General features: G+C 60.9%; 17 protein-coding genes. 5 read left to right on the plus strand and 12 right to left on the minus strand.

Annotation, left to right across the window (positions count from 1 at the left end):
* Window positions 1-14: 14 nt before the first annotated feature.
* From trpE to KW062_RS26645, 9 genes are all read right to left on the minus strand, one after another.
* Window positions 15-1,496: an anthranilate synthase component I gene (gene trpE, locus KW062_RS26605; protein ID WP_105755158.1), complete on the minus strand. Its 1,482-nt coding sequence runs from the start codon at window positions 1,494-1,496 to the stop codon at window positions 15-17.
* Between the two features lie 69 nt (window positions 1,497-1,565).
* Window positions 1,566-2,384, minus strand: coding sequence for a phosphoglycolate phosphatase (locus KW062_RS26610; RefSeq protein ID WP_027617186.1), 819 nt, complete (start codon window positions 2,382-2,384; stop codon window positions 1,566-1,568).
* Window positions 2,381-3,055 (minus strand): ribulose-phosphate 3-epimerase, encoded by a 675-nt coding sequence (rpe, locus tag KW062_RS26615; RefSeq protein WP_027617185.1) that lies wholly within the window; start codon window positions 3,053-3,055, stop codon window positions 2,381-2,383. Before rpe ends, KW062_RS26610 begins: the two co-directional genes overlap by 4 nt.
* A 247-nt stretch (window positions 3,056-3,302) precedes the next feature.
* Window positions 3,303-4,127: an ABC transporter permease gene (locus KW062_RS26620; protein WP_027617184.1), complete on the minus strand. Its 825-nt coding sequence runs from the start codon at window positions 4,125-4,127 to the stop codon at window positions 3,303-3,305.
* A gap of 13 nt (window positions 4,128-4,140) precedes the next feature.
* Window positions 4,141-5,388 (minus strand): ABC transporter permease, encoded by a 1,248-nt coding sequence (locus KW062_RS26625; RefSeq protein ID WP_027617183.1) that lies wholly within the window; start codon window positions 5,386-5,388, stop codon window positions 4,141-4,143.
* Between the two features lie 170 nt (window positions 5,389-5,558).
* Window positions 5,559-6,599: a polyamine ABC transporter substrate-binding protein gene (locus KW062_RS26630; RefSeq protein WP_027617182.1), complete on the minus strand. Its 1,041-nt coding sequence runs from the start codon at window positions 6,597-6,599 to the stop codon at window positions 5,559-5,561.
* Window positions 6,600-6,643: 44 nt separating this feature from the next.
* A complete protein-coding gene (locus tag KW062_RS26635) occupies window positions 6,644-7,768 on the minus strand; it encodes an ABC transporter ATP-binding protein (RefSeq protein WP_027617181.1) in 1,125 nt (374 codons plus the stop codon).
* 231 nt (window positions 7,769-7,999) lie between these two features.
* On the minus strand, window positions 8,000-8,629 hold the full coding sequence (locus KW062_RS26640) for a response regulator (protein ID WP_105755159.1): 630 nt from the start codon (window positions 8,627-8,629) through the stop codon (window positions 8,000-8,002).
* Window positions 8,630-8,647: 18 nt separating this feature from the next.
* A complete protein-coding gene (locus KW062_RS26645; protein ID WP_105755160.1) occupies window positions 8,648-11,050 on the minus strand; it encodes a PAS domain-containing sensor histidine kinase in 2,403 nt (800 codons plus the stop codon).
* Between the two features lie 74 nt (window positions 11,051-11,124).
* Between KW062_RS26645 and KW062_RS26650 the strand changes: the two genes are divergently transcribed.
* Window positions 11,125-12,102 (plus strand): alpha/beta hydrolase family protein, encoded by a 978-nt coding sequence (locus KW062_RS26650; RefSeq protein ID WP_027617178.1) that lies wholly within the window; start codon window positions 11,125-11,127, stop codon window positions 12,100-12,102.
* A 14-nt stretch (window positions 12,103-12,116) separates the two neighbouring features.
* On the opposite strand, the gene KW062_RS26655 is transcribed toward KW062_RS26650, so the two are convergent.
* From KW062_RS26655 to KW062_RS26665, 3 genes are read right to left on the minus strand one after another with little or no spacing between them, the layout of a single operon-like run.
* Window positions 12,117-12,884, minus strand: a complete 768-nt coding sequence (locus KW062_RS26655) for a DnaJ domain-containing protein (RefSeq protein WP_105755161.1) — start codon at window positions 12,882-12,884, stop codon at window positions 12,117-12,119.
* A 1-nt stretch (window position 12,885) separates the two neighbouring features.
* On the minus strand, window positions 12,886-13,557 hold the full coding sequence (gene murU, locus KW062_RS26660) for an N-acetylmuramate alpha-1-phosphate uridylyltransferase MurU (protein ID WP_027617176.1): 672 nt from the start codon (window positions 13,555-13,557) through the stop codon (window positions 12,886-12,888).
* A complete protein-coding gene (locus KW062_RS26665; RefSeq protein ID WP_105755162.1) occupies window positions 13,554-14,579 on the minus strand; it encodes an aminoglycoside phosphotransferase family protein in 1,026 nt (341 codons plus the stop codon). The genes murU and KW062_RS26665 overlap by 4 nt, the downstream gene beginning before the upstream one ends.
* 130 nt (window positions 14,580-14,709) lie before the next feature.
* Between KW062_RS26665 and KW062_RS26670 the strand changes: the two genes are divergently transcribed.
* The 4 genes from KW062_RS26670 to rsmA are packed head-to-tail and all read left to right on the plus strand — an operon-like array spanning window position 14,710 to window position 20,621.
* Window positions 14,710-17,523 carry an LPS-assembly protein LptD gene (locus KW062_RS26670; protein WP_105755163.1) on the plus strand — a complete coding sequence of 938 codons (2,814 nt, stop codon included), beginning with the start codon at window positions 14,710-14,712 and terminating at the stop codon, window positions 17,521-17,523.
* Complete coding sequence (locus KW062_RS26675; protein WP_146118236.1) at window positions 17,504-18,820, plus strand: peptidylprolyl isomerase; 1,317 nt, start codon at window positions 17,504-17,506, stop codon at window positions 18,818-18,820. The genes KW062_RS26670 and KW062_RS26675 overlap by 20 nt, the downstream gene beginning before the upstream one ends.
* The gene (gene pdxA, locus KW062_RS26680) at window positions 18,817-19,806 is read left to right on the plus strand and encodes a 4-hydroxythreonine-4-phosphate dehydrogenase PdxA (RefSeq protein WP_105755165.1); all 990 of its coding nucleotides are present in this window, start codon (window positions 18,817-18,819) and stop codon (window positions 19,804-19,806) included. The genes KW062_RS26675 and pdxA overlap by 4 nt, the downstream gene beginning before the upstream one ends.
* Window positions 19,803-20,621, plus strand: coding sequence for a 16S rRNA (adenine(1518)-N(6)/adenine(1519)-N(6))-dimethyltransferase RsmA (rsmA, locus tag KW062_RS26685; protein WP_027617171.1), 819 nt, complete (start codon window positions 19,803-19,805; stop codon window positions 20,619-20,621). The genes pdxA and rsmA overlap by 4 nt, the downstream gene beginning before the upstream one ends.
* Window positions 20,622-20,669 lie beyond the last annotated feature (48 nt).

The raw sequence follows: 20,669 nt of genomic DNA on the forward strand, positions 1-20,669 counted from the left end.
CCACAGCTACAGATTCAATCCTGCGGCGTTTGCTCGGCCAGGGCGACTGCACGAAACATCGCGCGTCGCTTGTTCAGAGTCTCTTCCCACTCCAACACCGGCACCGAGTCGGCCACAATGCCGCCACCGGCCTGCACATGCAGCTCGCCGTCCTTGATCACCGCAGTGCGGATCGCAATTGCTGTGTCCATGTTGCCGTTCCAGGCGAAGTAACCCACTGCCCCGCCATAGACACCGCGCTTGACCGGCTCCAGCTCGTCAATGATTTCCATCGCGCGGATCTTCGGTGCGCCGGACAAGGTGCCCGCCGGCAGAATTGCCCGCAGCGCGTCCATCGCCGTCAGCCCGGCTTTCAGCTGACCGGTGACGTTGGAAACAATGTGCATGACGTTGGAGTAGCGCTCGATAACCATTTTTTCGGTGAGTTTCACCGAGCCGATTTCCGAGACCCGACCGGTATCGTTGCGCCCCAGGTCAATCAGCATCAAGTGCTCAGCAATTTCCTTGTCATCCGACAACAGGTCTTCTTCCAGCGCCCGGTCCGCCTCTTCGTTGGCGCCCCGTGGACGCGTCCCGGCAATCGGGCGCACCGTGATCAGGTTGTCTTCGACCCGCACCAGCACCTCTGGCGAACTGCCCACCACATGGAAGTCGCCAAAATTGAAGAAGTACATATACGGCGTCGGGTTGAAGCAACGCAACGCGCGGTACAGATCGATCGGTGCCGCCTTGAAGTCGATGGACATCCGTTGCGACGGCACGACCTGCATGCAGTCGCCCGCCAGGATGTACTCCTTGATGGTGTCGACGGCGCGCTCGTAGTCGGCCTGGGTGAAGCTGGAACGGAATACCGGATCGGCGGCCTGCTGCTTGCTGAAATCCAGGCCACGGCGCGGTGTGATCGGCTGGCGCAGTTGTTCGAGCAGTTGCTCGAGACGCGCCTGGCCTTGTTCAAACGCGTTGTCCTGCGCCGGATCGGCCAAGACGATGGCGTGCATCTTGCCGGCCAGGTTGTCGAACACCACCACGGCGTCCGAGACCATCAACAGAATGTCCGGCACGCCCAATGGATCAGGGTTCGGACATTTGCCCAGGCGTTTCTCTACGTAGCGTACGCAGTCGTAGCCGAAGTAGCCCACCAGGCCGCCGTTGAAACGCGGCAGGCCGGCGATGGTCGGCACGTTGTAGCGCGCTTTGAAGTCTTCGACAAAGCTCAGCGGGTCTTCGACATCGTGGCTTTCGACCTCGACGCCATCCACCGTCACGCTGACGTGATGGTCATGCACCCGCAGCACGGTGCGGCATGGCAGGCCAATGATCGAATAGCGGCCCCACTTTTCGCCGCCCTGCACCGACTCCAGCAGATAGGAGTTGGGCTGGTCAGCCAGTTTCAGGTAGATCGACAGCGGCGTGTCGAAGTCGGCAAGGGTTTCGCAGGCCAGCGGGATGCGGTTGTAGCCGGCAGCGGCCAAACGCAGGAATTCTTCGCGGATCATGAGGTGCCTCGTGGCATGAGGAGCTAACGGTCAGGTATGCAAACGCGCCGGACAACCGGCAGGATCAAGTCAGGCGCGCCAACGCCAGCGGGCCAGGGCCTTGATGACTTTCATCCAGAGTTTGCGAGTGACCACCACGATGGCGTTTCCAGAAGGGGGTTGAACAGCGTCGGGCAACGTTATCCCAGCGGCTGAATCCAGGCAACCGGGAATTAGCTTGCGCAGATCGTCGATGACCAGCGCCGGCGACTCCTCGGCGATCGGCCGCCCGTGGTTGTAGCCGTAGCTCAGGGCCACGCACTTGACCCCGGCCGCCTTCGCCGCCAGCACATCGCTACGCGAATCGCCGACAAACAGCGACTGGGAAGCCGGTACGTTGGCCATTTTCATCACAAAGAACAACGCCGCCGGATCCGGCTTTTTCTGCGGCAGGGTATCGCCGCCAATGATCCATTTGAAGTAGCGACCGATCTTCATCTGATCCAGCAGCGGCGCGACGAAACGCTCCGGTTTGTTGGTGATCAGCGCCATTTCGACGCCCTGCTTGTGCAACCACTTGAGGGTGTCGCGCACGCCCGGGTAGACCACAGTCAATTCGTGGCCATCGGCGTAAGCCTCCATGAAGATTTCCAGCGCGTGCTCGGCCTCGGCATCATCCACGCCGCTGTGGTCGATGGCGCCCGCCAACGCACGCCGAACCAGCACCGGCGCACCGTTGCCGACCCACTCGCGCACCGCATCCAGACCGGCACGTTGCCGGCCCAGCTTGAGCAGCATGTTATCCACAGCCACTGCCAGATCCGGAACCGAGTCGATCAGCGTGCCATCCAGATCGAACATCACCAGACGCGGCAGTTGCCCCGGGAACAGCTGCTCAAAGCCACTCATGGGCGAGCCAGCGCCAGTTCGGCACGCATTTTTTCAATCACTTCCTGATAGTTCGGGGCGTTGAAGATCGCCGAGCCGGCGACAAAGGTGTCAGCGCCGGCGGCGGCGATTTCACGGATGTTGTTGACGTTGACCCCGCCGTCGATTTCCAGGCGAATGTCACGCCCCGAGGCATCGATCAGCGCACGTGCTTCACGCAGTTTGTCGAGGGTCGCGGGAATGAACTTCTGACCGCCGAAACCCGGGTTCACGCTCATCAGCAAGATCATGTCGACCTTGTCCATCACATACTTGAGCACGTCCAGCGGCGTCGCCGGGTTGAACACCAGGCCAGCCTTGCAGCCGCCTTCACGGATCATCTGCAGGGAGCGATCAACGTGAATGGTGGCATCCGGGTGGAAGGTGATGTAGGTCGCGCCCGCTTCAATGAAGTCGCCGACAATGCGATCAACCGGGGACACCATCAGGTGTGCGTCGATCGGTGCGGTCACGCCGTACTTGCGCAATGCCGAGCACACCATCGGGCCGATCGTCAGGTTAGGCACGTAGTGATTGTCCATGACATCGAAGTGCACGATGTCGGCACCCGCGGCCAGGACGTTGTCTACTTCCTCCCCCAAACGGGCGAAGTCGGCGGAGAGAATCGACGGAGCAATAGCGAAGGGCTGCATGACGCACCTTTTTTGAGCAGGATCACGATGGCGCGCATTGTATACCGCCAGCTTTGACCCGCGCACCGTGACAACGATGATCAGTGCGTCACGCGATAGATTTTCTCGAAATCAATGGTGCTCTATCGATGCTGCTTAACGCCCTGTAGGAGCGAGCCTGCTCGCGATGGCGTTCGTTCAGTCGACCTTTACAGTGACTGTCAGTTCGTCATCGCGAGCAGGCTCGCTCCTACAGAGGCGGCGAAGATTACACCTGTGCCGTACGCAGTTTCTCGCTACGACCACGCAACCATTCCAGGGTCAGCAGCAGGATCACCGAGAAGGCAATCAGCAGGGTCGCGGCGGCGGCGATGGTCGGGCTGAGGTTTTCGCGGATGCCGCTGAACATCTGCCGTGGCAAGGTCGCCTGCTCGGGGCCGGCAAGGAACAGCGTCACCACCACTTCATCGAACGAAGTGGCGAAGGCGAACAGCGCGCCGGAAATGACTCCGGGGGCGATCAACGGCAGGGTCACCCGGCGGAAGGCGGTCAACGGCGAGGCGCCGAGGCTGGCCGCCGCACGCACCAGGTTGTGGTTGAAGCCCTGCAAGGTTGCCGACACGGTGATGATCACGAACGGCACACCCAGCACCGCGTGCACCACAATCAGTGAGAAGAAGCTGTTGCCCAGGCCCAGCGGCGCAAAGAACAGGTAGCTGGCCACACCGATGATCACCACCGGCACCACCATGGGCGAAATCACCAGTGCCATCACCAGCGGCTTGCCGGGGAAGTCGCCGCGGGTCAGGCCAATCGCCGCCAGCGTGCCGAAGACCATGGCCAGCACGGTGGCTGCCGGCGCCACGATGATGCTGTTTTTGAGGGCGCGCATCCATTCCGCCGAGGCGAAGAAGTCCTGATACCAGTGCAGCGAGAAACCCTGCAGCGGATAGACCAGAAAGCTCCCCGAGTTGAACGACAACGGCACGATCACCAACACCGGCAGGATCAGGAACAACAGGATCAGCCCGCAGAGAATGCGCAAGCTGTAGAACCACACCCGCTCGACGGGCGACATATACGGACTCAGCATTTCGATTCTCCCTTTAGCTCAGGCGCAGGCGGCTCGCGCCCACCAGCCAGCTGTAAATCAGATAGAGCACGACGGTTGCCAGCAACAGCAGTCCGCCCAGCGCCGTGGCCATACCCCAGTTGATACTGGTGTTGGTGTAGAAGGCGACGAAGTAGCTGACCATCTGATCGTTCGGGCTGCCGAGCAGCGCCGGAGTGATGTAGTAACCAATGGCCAGGATGAACACCAACAGGCAACCGGCGCCGACACCGGCATAGGTTTGCGGGAAGTACACCCGCCAAAAGCTGGCGAATGGATGGCAACCTAGGGAAATCGCGGCTCGCATGTAAGTCGGCGAGATGCCTTTCATCACGCTGTAGATCGGCAGAATCATGAACGGCAGCAGGATGTGCACCATCGAGATGTAGACCCCGGTGCGGTTGAACACCAACTCCAGCGGCTTATCGATGATGCCCATGGCCATCATCGCGCTGTTGATCAAGCCACCCGATTGCAGCAACACGATCCAGGCGGCCACACGCACCAGGATCGACGTCCAGAACGGCAGCAACACCAAAATCATCAACAGGTTGCTTTGGCGCGCCGGCAGATTGGCCAGCAGGTAGGCCAATGGATAGGCCAGCAGCAAGCAAATGGCCGTAATCACTAGGCCCATCCAGAAGGTACGGGCAAAGATATCCAGGTAGATCGCCTGATCGGGGGTTGCCGGGGCGACTTCACCGAGATCGTCGATACGATGGTCAACGGCCGCCAGCAGGTAATAAGGGGTGACGCTGCTGGTGTTGCGACGCACCGCTTGCCAGTACGCAGGGTCACCCCAGCGCTCATCCAGCGCTTCCATCGCGTCCTTATAAGAAGTCGGCTCAGTCTTGAATGGCAATGCGCGGGCGGTTTTGGTCAGCAGGCTGCGATAGCCGGCCAACTCCATGTTCAGGCGCTTGGACAGATCGCCCAAGGTTTGATTCTTGCGGGCTTCGGCCAGATCTTCGCTGGCAGCCTTGTACACCGGATCAGCCGGCAGGCCACGGCCATCCCAGGCAGCGATGGCCGCCACCGTACGCGGCATGCCGCCGACCACTTCCGGGTTACCGACGCTTTTGTAGAGCAGCGCCACGATGGGCACCAGAAACACCAGCAACAGAAACAGCACCAGCGGCGCGATCAGGGCCTGGGCCTTCCAGCGGTTGACCCGCTCGGCACGCGCCAGGCGCTGCTTCAGGGTGCGATTGGTGCCCTCGTTCAAGGGAACGGCGATGGCCATGGCGAACTCCGAAAATCTTTGATCGTTGCAGGGGCGGCGAACCGCCCCGAACTTTTATAGGTGGGAGCGAGCGTGCTATCGATGGTGACTGACAGCTCAGCATTGATGCTGACTGACATACCGCTATCCCGAGCAGGCTCGCTCCTACAGCGTAAGGCCGCGGTGCGGTCTTACTTGGCAGCCCACGAGTTGAAGCGCTGCTCCAGTTGCTCGCCGTTGTCAGCCCAGAAGCTGACGTCGATCTGCACCTGGTTGGCGATATTTTCCGGGGTGGTCGGCATGTCTTTCAGAATCTCCGCCGCCAACAGCGGGACGGCTTGGGTATTGGCCGGGCCGTAGGCGATGTTTTCCGAATAGGTTTTCTGCTGCTGCGGTTGTACCGAGTAGGCGATGAATTTCTTCGCCGCTTCAGCACGCTTGGCGTCCAGACCTTTCGGGATGGCCCATGCGTCGAAGTCGTAGATGCCGCCGTTCCACACGACTTTCAGGTTGGATTCTTTCTGTACCGCAGCGATGCGACCGTTGTAGGCCGAGCTCATGACCACGTCACCGGAGGCGAGGTATTGCGGCGGCTGCGCACCGGCTTCCCACCACTGGATGCTTGGCTTGAGTTCATCGAGCTTCTTGAAGGCGCGGTCCTGGCCATCTTTGCCGGCCAGCACTTTATAGACGTCTTTCGGCGCGACGCCGTCGGCCATCAGGGCGAATTCCAGGGTGTACTTGGCGCCTTTGCGCAGACCACGCTTGCCCGGGAAGTTTTTGGTGTCCCAGAAATCGGCCCAGCTGGTGGGTGCGGTTTTCAGCTTGTCAGCGTTGTAGGCGAGCACGGTCGACCATACGAAGAAGCCGACGCCGCACGGCTGGATGGCGCCCTTGACGTAATCTTCGGTCTTGCCGAACAGCGCCGGGTCCAGTTGCTCGAACATGTCTTCATCGCAACCACGGGACAGTTCGGGCGATTCAACCTCTACCAGGTCCCAGGACACACTCTTGGTGTCGACCATGGCCTTGATCTTGGCCATTTCACCGTTGTACTCGCCGGCGACGATCTTGCCGTTACCCGCCGCTTCCCACGGTGCATAGAAGGCCTTGACCTGGGCCGCCTTGTTCGCGCCGCCAAACGACACCACGGTCAGATCAGTGGCAGCCATTGCGTGTGCGGCGCCCATCATGCCCAGTGCCAAAGCGGTGAATTTCAGGGATTTCAACATTTATTGTTCTCTCCACGTGCGGGGTTGGTGAAGCAAGGGGGCGATCAGTTCGCCTCTAGAAGTGGGTCGAGCGCGCGAACGTGTTCGACCTGCCAGCCAAGCGGAACCACGTCTCCGACGGCCAATGCCGGATCAAGCTCGGCAATTGGCTGTTTCACGAAGAAGTCGGTCTTGCCGCAGACTTCGAGGCGAACGCGAACGTGGTCGCCCAGATAGATGAATTCCGCCACCCGCCCGGAGAAACGGTTGGCACAGGACTCGCTGGAGCCGTTGAGACTTACGCGCTCCGGACGAATCGACAAGGTCACCGGCTCGCCGGTCTTGCCGACGTTCACCGCCAGCGCTTCAACCTTTTCCCCGCGCCCCAGTTCGACCACGCAGCGGTCGCCGGTCTGGCTGTGCAGCCGGCCGTTGAGGCGGTTGTTTTCGCCAATGAAGTTGGCGACGAAGGTATTTTTCGGTTCTTCGTACAGCGTGCGCGGCGGGGCAATCTGCTGGATCTCGCCTTGGTGGAATACTGCCACCCGGTCGGACATGGTCAGGGCCTCGCCCTGGTCGTGGGTCACGTAGACCACGGTCACGCCGAGGCGCTCGTGCAGGTGCTTGATCTCCATCTGCATGTGTTCACGCAGTTGTTTATCAAGGGCACCCAGGGGTTCGTCCATCAGCACCAATTGCGGCTCGAACACCAGGGCACGGGCCAGCGCCACACGCTGCTGTTGGCCACCGGAGAGTTGCGCCGGATACCGCTGGGCGAAGCTGTCCAGCTGAACCATGCTCAGCACACGCTTGACCCGATCGCTGACGTCGCTTTTGTTCAGGCCGCGCACAGTCAGCGGGAACGCCAGGTTCTCCGCCACCGTCATGTGCGGGAACAAGGCGTAGTTCTGAAAGACCATGCCGATGTCTCGCTTGTGCGGCGGCACGTTGTTGATCGAGCGACCGGCCAGGAGGATCTCGCCGGCGGTCGGTGTTTCAAAACCGGCGAGCATCATCAGACTGGTGGTCTTGCCGGAGCCGGACGGCCCGAGCAAGGTGAGAAATTCGCCTTTGCGAATGTCCAGGTTGAGGTCTTTGACGATCAGGTTCTCGCCGTCGTAGCTCTTCTGCACGCCACGAAAGCTGACCAGCACATCATTGGTCCCCGCACTTGAATCGACCGCGCTCATACCCACACCTTTATTGTTGATGACTGCCGTGGATTAAGCCTAGTGGCTACGCGCAGTCACGCAAATCGGGGCGCAGGAGAGAATCGCCTCAGCCGGATGGAAGGCCGGGGGTAGGGATTGCCCTACAAGGATGGCGCGTTTTGGCATGCTTTACGGCAGTTGGCCAGACACCTGCCGGAAGATCCGGCGACGGCGTCGGGCTGACCTGTCGTAAATGGATATGTCGGTGGATCAGAGCAGCTTGTGCTCCATCGCGTACTTCACGAGTTCCGCCAGCGAGGTGATGTTGAGCTTCTGCATCAGCCGCGCCTTGTGGGTACTGATGGTCTTGCTGCTCAAGGCCAGTTGTTGGGCAATATCGTTGACGTTGGCGCCCTGGGCCAGGCGCTCGAACACCGAGAATTCACGCTCCGAGAGCAGCGAATGCAAGGGCCGCGAATCGGTCAGCCCGACCTCGAAGACCATGCGGTCGGCCAGGTCCGGGTCGATGTAGCGCCCACCGCCCGCCACTCGGCGAATCGCCGTCAGGAGCAATGAGGGGGCGCTGTCCTTGGTGGCATAGCCGGCAGCGCCAACCTTCAACGCCCGCGCCGCCATCTGCGCTTCGTCGTGCATCGACAACACCAGGATTGCCGGCGGGTTGTTCAGGGCGCGAATCCGCGGAATCGCCTCCAGGCCATTGACCCCTGGCATCGAGATGTCCAGCAACACCACTTCACAGGGCACATGGCGCAGGGTCTCCAGCAGTTGCTCGCCATTGCTCGCCTCTCCCACTACCTGCAGGTCCTTGGCCATGCCAATCAACTGCTTGATGCCTTCGCGGACAATGGTGTGGTCTTCAGCTACCAGTACACGGATCACAGACTTCTCCCCCAAAACTCAGTTGCAGACTTCGCGCAACGGCACCCGCACCTTGAGCGAGGTGCCCTCTCCCGGCATGCTCTCGAGCACCAGCGTACCGCCCATGATCAACACTCGTTCACGCATGCCGACCAACCCGAAAGATGTCGGCCTACTCATTGATGCGACAAAACCGACGCCATCATCGCTGACCGTCAGGCATAACACATCGCTCTCAAGCGCCAGCGTCAGTTCCACAGTATGCGCCTGGGCATGGCGCATGACATTGGTCAGGGCTTCCTGAAGGATCCGGAACAAGCCAATGGCCTTGGCGTCACTGAGTACCGGCAGGTTGTCCGGCACCTGGACCAGGCACGGGATCTGGGTCCGCGCCTCGAAACGCCGCGCCTGCCACTCAATGGCGGAGGCTATACCGGCATCCAGAATCGGGGGACGCAACGCGCTAGCCACATCGCGCACCAACTGGAACAGCTGGGCGATCAGGCGCTTCATGCTGTTGAGCCGTTCACTCAGGCCCGGATCGAGCTCGGCGTAAGCCAGTTCGCACATCGACGTTTCAAGCTTGAGCACCGTCAGCATCTGACCCAACTCATCATGAACCTCCCTGGCAATACGTGCCTTTTCCTCTTCTCGCACGCTCTCCAGGTGCGCCGACAATTCACGTAATTGCTCGCGAGAGCTGGCCAGTTCCAGCTCGATTCGCTTGCTCTCGCTGATGTCCCAGACAATTCCGTCCCAGACGTAGGCGCCATCGTCGAGCTGACGGGTAATCGCCTTGATTTCCGCCCAGCGTTGTTGTCCCTGGCGCGTCAGGATTCGGCCTTGCCACGACCAGTCGCTGTCGGTGTCCAGCGCATGGTCCTGAGTCTGGTGATAGCTGGCCTTGTCGTCCGGATGCACCAGGCTGCGCAGCCCCATATCGCGATGGCTGAGGATGGTCGGCGAGTAACCCACCAGGCTCTCGCTGCCTTCACTGATGTAGGCAAAATCGATCTGTCCTGTCACTGGCGCCCGCTCAAGACGGAAGACCAAGCCTGGTACGTTGGCGGCAATCCCCTGCAAGCGTGCCTCGCTTTCACGCAAGGCGGCCAGGGCGCGACGGCGCTCGGTGACGTCATTGAGGTAGACCACCAGATACTCACTGTCGCGAAAGCGCAGGAAGCTCAGGCTCACATCGGCCGGCAGGATGCTGCCGTCGGCGCGCACGCAGTTGGTCTCAAAGCTCTGCGGCCCCTCTTCGCTGGCCCGTGCGCGCTTCCACAGGCTCAGCCAACGGTCCATGTGCAGATTGGGCTCGAAATCAATCAAGGGCCGGTCGATCACCCCGCCCGGTACGTAGCCAAGCATGTCCTCGGCGGCGCGGTTGGCGTAGCGCACATGGCTGTCCCAATTGACCCAGAGAATCCCCACCGTGCTTTGATCGATGGAGAACTGCGTCAGGCGCAACGCCTCCTCGCTGGCGGTGCGCAGGGCAATGTCTTCGCGGGCGGCGAGCAGTCGCTGTTCCAGCACATGTTGCTGGCGGCGCTGCCAAATCACAATGGCCATGGCACTGAGCATCAGCACCGCCAGCAGCAGGCAAAGGTTTTTCCAGAACACCGCAGACTCGGACAAGCGCGGGTATTTGGGTTGCAACCAACGCGCGTGCAACTGCTCCAGATCTTTGGCTGGGATGGCGTGCAGGGCACTCTCGATGATACCGGCCAGTTGCGGCCAGTCACGACGAGTGGCGACCCGCAGCAACTGCGGCAGACCGATATCGCCAACCACCGCCAGCCCGGCAAATTCCGCTTCAGCGGACAAGCGACTCAGTTGCGCCTCGTCGATCACCGCGTAGCGCGCCTGCTGGCTCAGCAGCAGTTGCAAAGCCTGACGCTCCAGCGGCACACCTTGCAGATTGAGATGGGTGTAATTGCTGCGCAAATAGTCGGCGATTGCACTGGGCATGCGCACCGCGACACGGGTTTGCGGGTCAAGCTTCTCCAGGTCAACCGCACCCGCGCCTTTCTGCTGGCTGACCACCAATTGCGGCACGCGCATATAAGGGTCGGTGAATTGCCACAAACGCAGGCCGGCGGGCGTCTGGGTCAGACCGGGAGCCAAATCGACCTCGCCCTCTCGCACCGCTTGTTCCAGTTGCGCCACATCCGGAAAGTTGCGCCAGCTCAGCTCAATCTTCAACGCGCTGGCCAGCCATTGCATCAATTCGACATTGGCCCCGGACAAGCGCTGCAAGCGCCGGTCGTACTGGGCGTAAGGGGCCTGCAGCACCACCCCCACCCGCAACTCGCTGTGCTGCGCCAGCCATTCGCGTTGTTCGCTGCTCAACTGCGCAACGCGCGCAGGTGGCGTGGAGACCGCCCACGCCATCAAGGGAAGGCAAAAACAGCCGATAACCAACAGGCAGCGAAGACGCTTCATCCGAACTCTCACACACTGACAAATACTGACCAACCCATTAGGCTGCCGGGATTACTTCTGGCCTGGAATATCCGATGCCCCCTGTCTACCGCACGGCACTGCCCGCATTGTGCCTGTCGCTGATATTGCCTTGCGCCCTTTCTGTGCAAGCCGCCGAACCGGCCCCCGCTTCCGTCGAGACACAACCCGAGCAACGCCAGGCTTTGTCGGAGCGTAGCCAGGAGGAAGCCGCAGCCCTGCAACGTACGGTCCCAGCCCAAGAGCAGCAACAGTTGCAGGTCGGCAGCGAAACCTTCCTCGCCCTGTGGAAGCCGGCCAACACCAGTGAAGCCCAGGGCGTGGTGATTATCCTGCCTGGCAGCGGTGAAACAGCTGACTGGCCACAAGCAATTGCGCCCTTGCGCCAGAAATTGCCCGATGCCGACTGGGGCAGCCTGAGTCTCACTCTGCCCGACCTGCAAAGCAATGCCCCGGTGCCACGCATTCTCGACAGCACTCCAGCACCGCTGACCAGCGCAACACCTGACAAGGATGCCAGTACCGCTGCGCCCATCGAGCAAGTGGCCGGCGGTGAGGACGAGGGGACTGATCACCCCGCAGCGCAAACCGCTGATGAGCTGATCAATGCCGACGCGCAGCGCATCTATGCGCGCATTGACGCCGCCGTGGCCTTTGCCGAACAACAGAATGCTCGCAGTATCGTCCTTCTCGGACATGGCACCGGGGCCTATTGGGCCGCACGTTACCTGAGTGAAAAACAGCCGGCGCAAGTGGCCAGGCTGGTAATGGTTGCGGCCCAGGTACCGCCCACACAGGCTAGCGGGCTGGCCGAGCTGACAGCCGGGTTGAAGTTGGCCACCCTGGACCTCTACTACAACGACAAACCGCTGCTGCAGCGTGCCGCCCAGGAACGCCAGCAGGCCAGCAAGCGCGTCAAGGAAGCGAACTTTCGCCAGGTGTCACTCAACGCCCTGCCCGGCAACAACGCTGCCGAACAGGAACAGTTGGTACGTCGGGTACGTGGCTGGCTCAGTCCACAAAAGTCGGAGTAAAGATCCGCGCAGGCCTAGCGAAAATCCCGGCGCTGGCGAATCAGTGTGTAGGCGTTATGCAGCTCGCGGGTTTTTTCCGTGGCCTCACGCACCTGCGACGGCGAAGCGCCACTGCCGGCAATTTTGTCCGGATGATGGCGACTCAATAGACGGCGGTAGGCGCGTTTGATCTGGCTAGGCTCACTGGTCACCGAGACACCCAGCATGCGCATCGCCTCCTGGTACGCTTCTCCACTGTTGGGCAAAGGTCGTTTGCGCGGCTCGTAATCACTGGCCAGTGCCTGCACCTGCTCGGGCGTCCAGCCCAACCATTTGCCCCACTGGGCCAGCAACTCACGCTCCGCGCTGCCGCCACGTCCGTCTGCCCAGACCATCCGCCAGCAAGCTCGCAACACCCCTTCAGCCGCATGGGGTTGCACACCTAATCGGCGCAAATAACCGCGCAAGCGATCATTTCCGGTCTTGCCGCGATTGAACGCAGCAATCGCCCGTTTCTGTGCAAAGTCATTCATCTCCAACGCGCGCATTTCCTGGCGCGCCTGATAGATATGACCATCCACCACCCGACCGTCACTCTTGGCCAAACGCCCGAGCAGCACAAACAACAGTTCGTCGTTGCGCAGCATCGGGCGTCCCCCCAAACGCTCACGCAGATGCCCAAGGCTTTGCAGTTGTAATCGGCGATCCAGCGCCTGGCCCAAGAGAGCGCCGAGCATGGCCCCCGGAATGCTGGCGATGGCAAAACCGGCTCCGGCTCCAATCAGAGTCCCTGGCCACAACATCTCAGCGACCCGCTTGCAGCAAATGTTCGACCTGCGCCAGGCGCTCGTGGGTGCCGACATCCACCCACTGCCCGTGCAATCGCTCGCCGCTGACCCGACCCTGTGCCATGGCCTCGCGCAACAGCGGCGCCAGCTTGAACGCGCCGTCGGTGCAGCCGGCAAAGAGCTGCGGATGCAACACGGCAATACCGCTGTAGGTCAGAGTTGCCGCATCAGGCAGGGCATCCCGCACTTGCCCGTCAGCCAGAGTGAAGTCACCACTCGGGTGATGGTCCGGGTTATCGACCAATACCAGATGCGCCAAGCCGGCGAGCGGCTGGCGCAGGCGAGTGAAATCGTAATCGGCCCAGATATCGCCGTTGACCACCACAAACGCCTGGTCGCCCAGCAATGGCAAGGCACGGAAAATCCCGCCGCCGGTCTCCAGCGGCTCGCCTTCCGGCGAGTACTGAATCGTCAGGCCAAAACGCGAACCATCGCCCAGGTGATCTTCGATCTGTTGACCCAACCATGCATGATTGATCACCACTTCAGTGAAGCCAGCCATTGCCAGCGCCTTGAGGTGGTACTCGATCAACGGCACGCCGCCCACGCGCACTAGCGGCTTGGGGGTAGTCAGGGTCAAGGGCCGCATACGCTCGCCCTTACCCGCCGCCAGAATCATCGCTTTCATTGCGCAGCTCCGGCGGATGGACGCAGGCTCGCCAGCAACTCGGCCAATGGCGCCAACTCCGGTCGCCGCGCCAGTACCGCTTCTATATAAGCAAAGAAACGCGGTACGTCAGTCAGGTAGCGCGGCTTGCCATCGCGATGGCAGATGCGGCCGAAGATCCCGATCACTTTCAAATGCCGCTGCACCCCCATCAGGTCGCTGGCACGCAAAAAGTCTTCGAAATCCGCCTGCACGGGAATATTCAGTGCGCCGGCCTGCTGCCAGTAATCCTCCAGCCAACCACGCACCCGGGCTTCTGGCCAACTGAGGAAGGCATCCTTGAACAGGCAGGTCACGTCATAGGTCACCGGCCCATACACGGCATCCTGGAAATCCAGTACGCCGGGGTTAGGCTGGCTGATCATCAGGTTGCGCGGCATGTAGTCACGGTGCACCAGCACTTTTGGCTGCGCGAGTGCGCTGTCGATCAGCAGATCACTGGCTTGCTGCCACAGCGTTTGCTGGTGCGAATCGAACTCCACGCCCAGTTCGCGCTTCACGTACCACTCGGGGAACAGCTCAAGTTCACGGCGCAACAGCGCCACGTCATAGCTGGGCAGTGGCGCAACCATCGGCAACTGCTGAAAAGCCAGCAGTGCTTGCAAGGCGTCCTTGAACAAGTCATCGGCATTTTCGCCGTTGATCACGTCCAGATAGGTCTGGTTGCCCAGGTCATTGAGCAAAAGAAAGCCGCGCTCGAGGTCCTCGGCGTAGATTTTCGGCACGTTGATACCGGATTTACCCAGTAAAAAGGCGATATCGACGAAGGGTTTGCAGTTTTCCTGGGGCGGTGGTGCGTCCATTACAACAAAGGTCCTGCCCTCGCCTTCCCAGCGGAAGTAACGGCGGAAACTCGCGTCGCTGCTGGCGGCAGTCAAGGTTCCCGGGGGGACGGCTCCCCAACCTTCATTGGCAAAAACCGTTGCCAACTGCTCATCGAGCCAAACTTTCAGGTGTTGCAAGCGTACATCTTGGTCAGGCATTGCAAGGGTCTCCGACGGCGCTAGCCGTCAAGCGGGTCATGCTTTATTATCCAGCATCTTTTTCAGACCATCGAGAGGCGTGCGGCCCACACCGCGGGCAGATGGCACGCAGGAAGCCCGGACTAATAAGATGGCATTGAAATCCCCCGCGTTTCGTAAAAAATTTCCGTTGTTGGTCACCGGCAGTCTGCTGGCCCTGCAACCACTCGCCACTTCCTTCGTGGTCGCCGCGGAACAGTATGACTGCTCAGTCTCTGCTTCGGGTGCCTGGAATTGCGCACCGAAAGCCAACGCCGCCCAACTGCCTCCTCGCCCGGTACACGATGCCAGCGCAGTCAGCTCGGAGAACGGATCGGCGACCGAGACCACTGTCGACAGCGATACCGCCGACAAGCCGGTACTGGTCACCGAGGCCAAGGGCCGCGGCCTGAAGTCACGCAGTGCCGACTACAGTCACCTCGACTGGGTCCCGCGTGAACAGCTCACCGCTGCGCAACTGGCCGAAACCGGTCCGTATTGCTCGGGTGCCTACGTCGAACCGACTCGTCCTGGCATGAATGACAAGACGAACAAAAGCGATGCGCCAACCTTTATCGGTGCCAAGGCCTCTCGTTATCAGCAAGACCAGCAGATCGCCAGCCTCGCCGGTGACGTAGTCATGCGTCAGGGCAGCATGCAGGTCGAGGCCGACGAGGCCAATCTGTACCAGGCCGAGAACCGTGGCGAACTGAATGGCAACGTGCGAGTACGCGACAACGGTGCGCTGATCGTCGGCGATCACGCCGATGTACAGCTCGACACCGGTGAAGCCAAGGTCGACAACGCCGAATACGTGATGCACAAATCCCGTGTCCGCGGTAACGCGCTGTACGCCAAGCGTGCCGAGAACGCGATCATCCGCCTCAAGGATGGTACGTACACCACGTGCGAGCCGAACAGCAACGCCTGGCAGCTCAAGGGCAACAACATCACCCTGAACCCGGCGACCGGTTTCGGCACCGCGACCAACGTGACACTGCGGGTCAAGGACATTCCGGTCCTGTACACCCCGTACATCTATTTCCCGATCGACGACCGTCGCCAGTCCGGCTTCCTGCCGCCGACCATCGGCAGCGGCAGCGATACCGGGATGCTGCTGGTCACTCCGTACTACTTCAACCTGGCGCCGAACTATGACGCCACGTTGTACCCGCGCTACATGAGCAAGCGCGGCCTGTTGATGGAAGGCGAATTCCGCTACCTGACCGAGTCCAGTGAAGGTCAGCTCGGTGCCGCCTACCTGAACGACGAAGACGACGACCGCAAGCTGCAGTCCGACTACGAAAAAACCCGCTACATGTACAACTGGCAGCACAAGGGTGGCCTGGATTCGCGGGTCATGACCGAAGTCGATTACACCAAGATCAGCGATCCTTACTACTTCCAGGATCTGCAGACCGATCAGTTGGGTGTGAAAAGCGTTTCCGATTTCGTCAACCAGCAAGGTGCCGTCAGCTACCGTGGCGACACCTACACGGCACGTATCAATGCCCAGGCCTTTGAATTGGCGTCGGTATCCAACCTCACACCGTACAACCGCTTGCCGCAGATCACCTTCAACGGTTTCCTGCCACAAACGCCAGGCGGGCTGAACTTCGCCTACCAGACAGAACTGGTGCGCTTTGATCGGGATCTGCAGAACGGCGATTTCGTGGATGAAGATGGCGTTGCATCTCCACGCCTGGACAACAACATCCAGGGCCTGGCGCGCGCCACCGGTGATCGCCTGAACCTGGCGCCTACGGTCAGCTTGCCGCTTGATTGGACATACGGCTTCGTCAAGCCGCAGCTCAAATACCAATACACTCAGTACCAACTGGACCTGGACAGTATCGGCAAAACCCAGATTGCGGCTCAGAATGCGGATGCCGCCGCCAATGGGATTGACAACGTCAACGGCCAATTCGACAGCAACCAGAACCGTGCCGTGCCAATCGCCAGCATTGACAGCGGCCTGTACTTCGACCGCAATACCCAATGGTTCGGCAAGAACTACCGCCAGACCCTGGAACCCCGCCTGTTCTACCTCTACGTCCCGGAGAAGAACCAGGAAGACATTCCAGTATTCGACACCAGCGAATACACCTTCAACTACGCCTCGCTGTTTCGCGACAACCGCTTCTCGGGCTCCGACCGTGTCGGTGACGAGAACAAGCTATCGCTGGGCGTGACCAACCGCTGGATCGAAGACAACGGCTTCGAGCGTCAACGCATCAGCGTCGGCCAGGCCATGTACTTCAAGGATCGCGAAGTCCAATTGCCGGGTATCGATGCAAAAGACCGCAAAGACGCGCAAGCCAACGTCTCGCCTTATGCCCTGGAATACGAATACCGCTGGAACCGCGATTGGCGCACTACCGCCGACTACAACTGGGACCCGGACAGCCACAGCCCTCGCTCGGGCAGTGCGATGTTCCACTACCAGCCTGAAGACAACCCGAACAAGGTTATCAACGCCGGCTATCGCTATCGCAACGACCAGGTGATCTACAACCAGAACACCGGTAAATGGCAGTTTGGCGGCGACTATGGCACTCCGGGGCAGCCTGGCTACGTGAAGGACTACTACAAGATCCAACAGCACGACTTCTCGGTCATCTGGCCTGTCGTGCCGCAATGGAACGCCATCAGCCGCTGGCAGTACGACTACAACCGCAACCGTACGCTGGAAGCCTTCGGTGGTTTCGAATATGACAACTGCTGCTGGAAACTGCGCCTGATCAACCGTTACTGGGTTTCCTACGACGAATTCAGTCAGGAAGCCCCGCAAAACGAGAAAGGCGACCACGGCATTTTCCTCCAAATCGTTCTGAAAGGTCTCGGTGGCGTTGTTGGCACCAAAGTAGAGAGCTTCCTCGACAAAGGCATCCAAGGTTATCGTGAACGTGAAGACCAAGCTTTCTGATTGTCTGCGCCCGCTGATGCTGGGCGCGCTGTTCCTGAGTACCGCGGCCAGCGCCGCGGTGCAGTCCATCGACAAGGTCGTGGCCATCGTCGATAACGACGTCGTCATGCAAAGCCAACTGGACCAGCGGGTTCACGAAGTCCAGCAAACCATCGCCAAGCGCGGCTCCGCCGTGCCACCGGCCAACGTGTTGGAGCAGCAGGTACTGGAACGCCTGATCGTTGAGAACCTGCAACTGCAGATCGGCGAACGTTCAGGTATCCGCATTACCGATGAAGAGCTGAACCAGGCGATTGGCACCATTGCCCAGCGCAACAACATGACCGTGGAGCAGTTCCGCGCCGCCCTGTCCCGCGACGGCCTGTCTTATGAAGACGCCCGCGATCAGGTTCGCCGTGAAATGATCATCAGCCGTGTGCGTCAACGCCGTGTGGCCGAGCGCATCCAGGTATCCGAGCAGGAAGTGAAGAACTTCCTCGCCTCGGACCTGGGCAAGATGCAACTCTCCGAAGAGCTGCACCTGGCCAATATCCTGATTCCTACTCCGGAAAGCGCTAACTCCGAAGCGATTCAGAGCGCCGCACGCAAGGCCATGGAAACCTACCAGAAGCTCAAGCAAGGCGCTGACTTCGCCCAAACCGCAATCGCCATCTCGGCCAGCGACAACGCCCTGGAAGGTGGTGACATGGGCTGGCGTAAAGCCGCGCAACTGCCACCTCCGTTCGACCGCGAGCTGAGCGCCATGGCCGTAGGCGATGTGACCCAGCCTGCGCGTACGCCTGGCGGCTTCATCATTCTCAAGCTGCTGGAAAAACGCGGCGGCGGCAATCAGGTACGTGACGAAGTCCACGTCCGTCACATCCTGATCAAGCCAAGCGAAATCCGCAGCGAAGCCGAAACCAAGCGCCTGGCCGAGAAGCTCTACGAGCGTATTGAAGCGGGCGAAGACTTTGCTGAACTGGCAAAAAGCTACTCGGAAGACCCGGGTTCGGCCCTTAACGGCGGCGACCTGAACTGGATCGACCCGAATGCGCTGGTTCCCGAGTTCCGCTCGGTCATGGACAAGACACCGCAAGGCACCCTGTCCAAACCGTTCAAGAGCCCTTACGGCTGGCACGTACTGGAAGTCCTTGGCCGTCGCGCCACCGACAGCACCACCCAGGCTCGCGAACAACAGGCAATGACCGTGCTGCGTAACCGCAAGTACGACGAAGAGCTGCAAACCTGGCTGCGTCAGATCCGTGACGAAGCCTACGTTGAAATCAAACTCCCTGGCGTCGACCAGGCAGCGCAGTGAAGCCCACACGCTTCGCGCTGACACCCGGTGAACCAGCCGGCATAGGTCCCGACCTGTGCCTGCTGCTCGCCTCGCAAGCACAGCCACACCCCCTGATTGCCATTACCAGCCGCGACCTGCTCCTTGAGCGGGCCGCGCAACTGGGTGTGGCGGTTGATGTGATCAGCGTGACTCCCGACCAATGGCCGGATGCCCCGGCACCGGCCAACAGCCTGTATGTCTGGGATACGCCGCTCAATGCGCCGGTTACTGCCGGGCAACTGGACCCGGCCAACGCCGCCTTTGTCCTGGAAACCCTGACCCGTGCCGGCCAGGGCTGCATGAACGGCGACTTCGCCGGGATGATCACCGCGCCGGTGCACAAGGGTGTGATCAACGAATCCGGGATTGCCTTCTCCGGACACACCGAATTCCTCGCCGACCTGACCCACACTGCCCAAGTGGTGATGATGCTTGCCACGCGCGGCCTGCGGGTCGCCCTGGTGACCACCCACCTGCCGCTGCGCGAGATTGCCGATGCAATCACCCCTGATCGCCTGGAGCGCGTGACGCGGATCCTGCACAGCGACCTGCAACAAAAGTTCGGCATTGCCCAGCCACGCATTCTCGTCTGCGGACTCAACCCGCATGCCGGTGAAGGCGGACACCTGGGCCATGAAGAAATCGATATCATCGAACCCACCCTTGAGCGTCTGCGTACCGAGGGCATGGACCTGCGTGGCCCCCTGCCCGCCGACACTCTGTTCACCCCCAAATATCTGGAACACTGCGACGCAGTGCTGGCGATGTACCACGACCAGGGCCTGCCCGTGCTGAAGTACAAAGGCTTCGGCGCGGCAGTCAACGTGACCCTTGGCTTGCCGATCATTCGCACCTCCGTCGACCATGGCACCGCCCTGGACCTGGCGGGCAGCGGGCGGATCGACACCGGCAGCCTGCAAGTCGCCCTGGAAACCGCCTATCAGATGGCCGAGACCCGTTTATGACCGAGCATTACCAACACCGCGCGCGCAAGCGCTTCGGCCAGAACTTCCTGCATGACGCCGGAGTCATTGACCGCATCCTGCGCTCCATCCACGCCAAGGCCGACGACCGCCTGCTGGAAATCGGCCCGGGCCAGGGCGCACTGACCAAGGGTCTGCTCAACAGCGGCGCGCAGCTGGACGTCGTGGAGCTGGACAAGGATCTGATCCCGATCCTCAACGATCAGTTCGCGGGCAAGAGCAATTTCAACCTGCACCAGGGCGATGCGCTGAAGTTTGACTTCAACACCCTGAATGCCGCGCCGAACAGTCTGCGCGTAGTTGGTAACCTGCCCTACAACATCTCCACGCCGCTGATTTTCCACCTGCTGAACAACGCCGGGATCATCCGCGACATGCACTTCATGCTGCAGAAGGAAGTGGTCGAGCGCCTGGCGGCCGGTCCTGGTGGCGGTGATTGGGGCCGTTTGTCGATCATGGTTCAGTACCATTGCCGCGTGGAACACCTGTTCAACGTTGGCCCTGGCGCCTTCAATCCGCCGCCGAAAGTCGACTCGGCCATCGTGCGCCTGGTGCCCCATGCCGTCCTGCCACACCCCGCCAAGGATCACCGCCTGCTCGAGCGCGTCGTTCGCGAAGCCTTCAACCAGCGGCGCAAGACCCTGCGCAACACCCTCAAGGCCCTGTTGAGCAACGCTGAAATCGAAGCCGCCGGCGTCGATGGCGGCCTGCGTCCGGAACAACTCGACCTGGCGGCTTTCGTGCGCCTGGCCGATAAGCTCAGCGAGCAAGTCGCCGAGCAGCCTGCCGCTATCTGACCGGCTGCAAGCGTGATCGGGTAGGACACCAGCCCCTCAGTCTGGTTT

The sequence above is a fragment of the Pseudomonas fluorescens genome (genome assembly GCF_019212185.1).
GTDB lineage: Bacteria > Pseudomonadota > Gammaproteobacteria > Pseudomonadales > Pseudomonadaceae > Aquipseudomonas.

Bases quoted from the DNA above. Each gene is read 5' to 3' on its own strand.
- KW062_RS26650 (WP_027617178.1), top strand. From the start codon at position 11,125: ATGCCCCCTGTCTACCGCACGGCACTGCCCGCATTGTGCCTGTCGCTG.
- KW062_RS26670 (WP_105755163.1), top strand. From the start codon at position 14,710: ATGGCATTGAAATCCCCCGCGTTTCGTAAAAAATTTCCGTTGTTGGTC.
- KW062_RS26610 (WP_027617186.1), bottom strand. From the start codon at position 2,384: ATGAGTGGCTTTGAGCAGCTGTTCCCGGGGCAACTGCCGCGTCTGGTG.
- KW062_RS26645 (WP_105755160.1), bottom strand. From the start codon at position 11,050: ATGAAGCGTCTTCGCTGCCTGTTGGTTATCGGCTGTTTTTGCCTTCCC.
- rpe (WP_027617185.1), bottom strand. From the start codon at position 3,055: ATGCAGCCCTTCGCTATTGCTCCGTCGATTCTCTCCGCCGACTTCGCC.
- murU (WP_027617176.1), bottom strand. From the start codon at position 13,557: ATGAAAGCGATGATTCTGGCGGCGGGTAAGGGCGAGCGTATGCGGCCC.
- KW062_RS26665 (WP_105755162.1), bottom strand. From the start codon at position 14,579: ATGCCTGACCAAGATGTACGCTTGCAACACCTGAAAGTTTGGCTCGAT.
- KW062_RS26655 (WP_105755161.1), bottom strand. From the start codon at position 12,884: ATGTTGTGGCCAGGGACTCTGATTGGAGCCGGAGCCGGTTTTGCCATC.
- rsmA (WP_027617171.1), top strand. From the start codon at position 19,803: ATGACCGAGCATTACCAACACCGCGCGCGCAAGCGCTTCGGCCAGAAC.
- KW062_RS26635 (WP_027617181.1), bottom strand. From the start codon at position 7,768: ATGAGCGCGGTCGATTCAAGTGCGGGGACCAATGATGTGCTGGTCAGC.
- KW062_RS26625 (WP_027617183.1), bottom strand. From the start codon at position 5,388: ATGGCCATCGCCGTTCCCTTGAACGAGGGCACCAATCGCACCCTGAAG.
- KW062_RS26630 (WP_027617182.1), bottom strand. From the start codon at position 6,599: ATGTTGAAATCCCTGAAATTCACCGCTTTGGCACTGGGCATGATGGGC.
- KW062_RS26620 (WP_027617184.1), bottom strand. From the start codon at position 4,127: ATGCTGAGTCCGTATATGTCGCCCGTCGAGCGGGTGTGGTTCTACAGC.
- trpE (WP_105755158.1), bottom strand. From the start codon at position 1,496: ATGATCCGCGAAGAATTCCTGCGTTTGGCCGCTGCCGGCTACAACCGC.